The sequence below is a fragment of the Nocardia sp. NPDC060220 genome, assembly GCF_042727815.1.
Classification (GTDB): Bacteria; Actinomycetota; Actinomycetes; order Mycobacteriales; family Mycobacteriaceae; genus Nocardia.
Genome location: NZ_JBHWZY010000635.1, coordinates 1 through 4,091 on the forward strand (window position 1 = coordinate 1; position 4,091 = coordinate 4,091).

Sequence of the window (4,091 nt, forward strand, 5' to 3'; positions counted from 1 at the left end):
CTCGAGCACCGTCACGATGCTGCGCGGCATCCCTGTGCGTCGGGCCACCGCGGTCGCTGCCACCGCGTCCGGGGGAGCGACCACCGCACCCAACGCGACCGCCGCCGCGAACGGCACCGGCAGCAACCACCACACCACCAGCGCCACGGCGAACGTGCTGAACAGCACCAACCCCACCGACAGCGACGCGATGGTGCGCAGGTTGTCCTTGAAATCGACCAGCGAGGTGCGCAGCGCGGCGGTGTAGAGCAGCGGCGGCAGCAACCCCAGCAGCACCACCTCCGGCTCGAGGTGAACCTGCGGCACCATCGGCAGATACGACGCGGCCACCCCGGCCAACGTCAGCACCAGAGGTTCCGACACCCCGAATCGCCGCGCCAGCGCCGCCAGCGCGGTCGCCGAGCCGATGAGGACAACCAGACCGATCGCGACATCCACTCGCGCATTCTCCCACCCACGGACCCATCAGTCCGTCGACGCCACCCACGACAGCCGCGTCGGCACCGACCATCACGAAAACGGTTGCGGCCGACATCGGTCGGTCGCGCCGGCCCCTAGCCCGTGTCCGCGTCTATCGCGAGGTGGTCGACCGAGCCCCACACACGCAACGCCAGTCGTGGGCCCTCACGCCGCCACTGTGACACCGACGCGTTGGGCACCGGCTCGAGCGAATCCGGTACCGGCGCACCGAGTCCGTCGAGGATGTAGCGCAACGACACCACCACCGCGTCGTGCGTCACCACCAGCACCTGTTCGCCCGCGGCCACCACGTCGAGCTCGTCGAGGAAACTGCGCACCCGCAATGCCACATCGGCCAGCGACTCCCCGCCCGGCGGGCGATAGACCCAGTTGCCGACCAGTTCACGACGCAGCCCCTCCTCGGGCGCGCGTCGCCGGATCGCCCGGTACGGATGCAGTTCGAACACCCCCATCTCCCGATCACGCAACCGTTCGTCGACCAGGGTGCGGATCGGGTGCAGGTGCCGGTTGCGGGAGGCGGCGGCCTCGGCCATCACCGCCCAGGTGACTCTGGTGCGCAGGTAGGGCGAGCAGACCACCAGGGTGGGTCGCTGCGTGCCCGCCAGCCCGGCCAGCCAGTCGCCCAGACAGCGCGCCTGCCACTGCCCGTGGGTGGTCAGTTCCACCGCGGAATCGGTGCCCCGCATCGGCCGCTGCTCGGTCGCCGGGTCGGAGAACCACACATTGGCCTCACTCTGTGCGTGGCGCACCGCCCACAATCCCCCCAGCGCGCGTGGCACCACCAATCCTTCGGGCACCTGTACCCACCCCCTCCGCTGCTCGAACTCCATCGATACCCCTCGTGCTCGTCCCGTCGTGCCCGGACGCGCCAGGGAATAGCGGCCTCGTTGCCGGCGTTACATTCCCCGAATTCGAACGCCTGTCCAGAACTGTCCGGCGGACCACCGCCGCACCCCTCGATGCGCCGCAGGAGGCCCGCTTGTCCACCAGAGTAGAGATCTGGACCGACATCAATTGCCCGTTCTGCTACCTGGGCAAAGCCCGCTTCGAAGAAGCGCTGGCCGGCTTCGCGCACCGGGACGACGTCGAGGTGGTGCACCGGTCCTTCGAGCTCGATCCGACCTTGCCCGCCGGTTCCACCCGTCCGGTTATCCCGGCGATCGCCGAGAAATACGGCATCACCGTCGACCAGGCCGCCGCCAACGAACGCGGCATCGGCGCCCAGGCCGCGGCGATGGGTCTGCCCTACCGAACCGCGGGCCGCGACTCGGGCAACAGCTTCGACATGCACCGGCTCCTGCACTACGCCCTCGACCAGGACAAGCAGGAAGCCCTCCTCGACGCCCTCTACGCAGGCAATTTCGCCGAACCCGAGCCCGTCTTCGGCGATACCGAACGCCTGGTCGCCTTGGCTGTGCGCGCGGGTCTGGACGAGAACTCGGTGCGCGCGGTGCTGGCCGACCCCGATGCCTACGCCGACGCGGTCCGCCGCGACGAAGCCGAGGCCGCCGCGCTCGGTGCCACCGGTGTCCCGTTCTTCGTCTTCGACGGCAAGTACGCGGTCTCCGGCGCCCAACCTCCCGAAACGTTCACCCGGGCACTGAACACCGCCTGGAACGATCGACCTGCTCCCCAGCTCATCGCCGACGGCGACAGCTGCGGCCCCGACGGCTGCGCAGTCCCCACGACCGAGGTCGCGGCGGCCGACTGACCGCCTCGACCTCGCTTCGGCGAGTCAGGCCAGGTCGATGACGACCTTGATATCGGACCCGCCCGGGTCGAACGCCTCGAGCGCCTTCTCCAGCGGCAGCCGCCGGGTGATGAGGCGTTCGAGCCACGACTCGTCCGCTTTGGCCAGCGCTTCGGCGCCCTGTTCGTAGTGGTGGCGGTTCGCGTTCACCGAACCGAACACCACCGCGTTGTCGAGCACGATGTTGCGGTTCAATCCGCCGACATCGACATCGGTATCGACACCGGGGGTCGACACGCCGGTCAGGCAGACGATTACGCCGGGGTTGTCGATCTCCATCGCCTGCAACGCCACCGCGGGCGCACCGGTCGCCTCGATCACGATGTCGGGGCTGATCTCTTTCGCGGCGGCGGCCGCCGTCCCCGTGTGGAACGTGCCGCCCAGCGCCTGGACCAGCTCTTCTTTCGTCCCGCCGCTGGTCCGGTCGAGGACGTGCACGTCCAGGCCGCGTTGCTGCCCGAGCAGCGCCGCCAGCAGACCGATCGGCCCGGCGCCGGTGACCAGGACGGTGCGCGGATCGAACCAGGCGCGGTTGTTGATCTTCTCGATCTGATCCCAAGCTTTGGCGACCACGGTCGTCGGTTCCAGCAGTACCCCGACCTTCTCCAGTGCCGGATCGAGTCGCACCGCGAAGTCCTCGCGCACCACCCAGGACGTCGACCCGTACCCGTCGATCTCCTTGATCCCGCGCTCGACGTACATCCCGTTGCGGCACATGTCCCATTGGCCGCGCGCGCACGCCCCGCACGGCACCGGATCCGGCCTGCGCACGATCCCGACGACGAGGTCGCCAGGGGCGAATGCGCTACCCGCGGGAGCGGTCTTCACCCGCCCCAGAGATTCGTGCCCGAGCACCATCTGCGACTTGCCCGGTGGCAGCCAGCCGTAGTTGCCCTGCGCGATATCGCGGTCGGTGCCGCAGATACCCAGCGAGATCCCGTCGACGAGCAGTTCGCCGGGACCGACGACCGGGTCGGGCACATCCTCCACCCGCAACGATTGCTTCTGCATGGGAACCACTGTCAACGCACGCATTTCGGCATCCCTTCCGCCCGGACGGGCCAACGGTCGACGTCTGCACGAACCACATCCGCGACACCCGGGGGAGCAACCCCATCGCGAACACGCCGCGAACACGGACTACCTGCGCCAACGGTACGCGAACAACCCACCGACCGGTCGATACGAGACCATTCGCGAACAATCGGCATCGCCGATGGCCGACGTCACACTCCGCCATCATCGCGGCACCGGGAACCCTGAGTCGCCGATCCTGTCCGCCGTCTCGGCTACGGTGGACAGCGCTCGCACCGATCGACCCGTGGCCAGCTGGAGGCGTCTTGCGCATCATCGTCCGGATCATGCTCGTGCTCGCCGCGCTCGTGTGCGCGCTGGCACCGGCCTCGGCCGCACCGTCGGTCGATGACGTTTCCGCGCGCAAGATCGACGAACTCCTCACCGTGCGCGCCGAATCGGGCGGTCTGGGCCGTGGCGAACTCCTCGAACGGCTCTCCGCGCGGCTGCTCGGCACCCCGTACGGTGCGAACATGCTGATCGGTTCGGCCACCGAGCCCGAACAGCTCGTCGCGGATCTGCGCCGGGTCGACTGCTTCACCTACCTCGACTACATCGATGCTGCCTCCCGCTCCAGCACCCGCGACGAGTTCTTCACCAACCTGGTCAGTACTCGCTACATCGATGGTCGCGTCGAATTCGCCCAGCGCAAGCACTTCTTCACCGACTGGGCCACCCGCGAACGGCTCGCCGCCACCGACATCACCGCGAGCTTGAGCCCCGCCGCGGTGACCATCACCAAGCATCTCAACGCGAAAGCTGACGGCAGCACTTACCTGCCAGGCGT

5 protein-coding genes are annotated in these 4,091 nt (G+C 68.6%); 2 read left to right on the forward strand and 3 right to left on the reverse strand.

Features of this window, described 5'->3' with window-relative positions; translation table 11 throughout:
• Both ACFWF3_RS26730 and ACFWF3_RS26735 read right to left on the reverse strand, forming a co-directional pair.
• Nucleotides 1-438, reverse strand: a 438-nt coding sequence (locus tag ACFWF3_RS26730) for a cation:proton antiporter (protein ID WP_379316109.1), incomplete at its 3' end; no start/stop codon positions are given.
• Between the two features lie 116 nt (nt 439-554).
• The gene (locus ACFWF3_RS26735; RefSeq protein WP_379316111.1) at nt 555-1,277 is read right to left on the reverse strand and encodes a histidine phosphatase family protein; all 723 of its coding nucleotides are present in this window, start codon (nt 1,275-1,277) and stop codon (nt 555-557) included.
• 182 nt (nt 1,278-1,459) lie between these two features.
• Between ACFWF3_RS26735 and ACFWF3_RS26740 the strand changes: the two genes are divergently transcribed.
• Nucleotides 1,460-2,191 (forward strand): DsbA family oxidoreductase, encoded by a 732-nt coding sequence (locus ACFWF3_RS26740; protein ID WP_379316113.1) that lies wholly within the window; start codon nt 1,460-1,462, stop codon nt 2,189-2,191.
• 24 nt (nt 2,192-2,215) lie between these two features.
• On the opposite strand, the gene ACFWF3_RS26745 is transcribed toward ACFWF3_RS26740, so the two are convergent.
• On the reverse strand, nt 2,216-3,241 hold the full coding sequence (locus ACFWF3_RS26745; RefSeq protein ID WP_378991806.1) for a glucose 1-dehydrogenase: 1,026 nt from the start codon (nt 3,239-3,241) through the stop codon (nt 2,216-2,218).
• 329 nt (nt 3,242-3,570) lie between these two features.
• Here ACFWF3_RS26745 and ACFWF3_RS26750 point away from each other — a divergent pair.
• The coding region (locus ACFWF3_RS26750) for an N-acetylmuramoyl-L-alanine amidase-like domain-containing protein (RefSeq protein ID WP_379316115.1) at nt 3,571-4,091 on the forward strand (521 nt) is incomplete at its 3' end.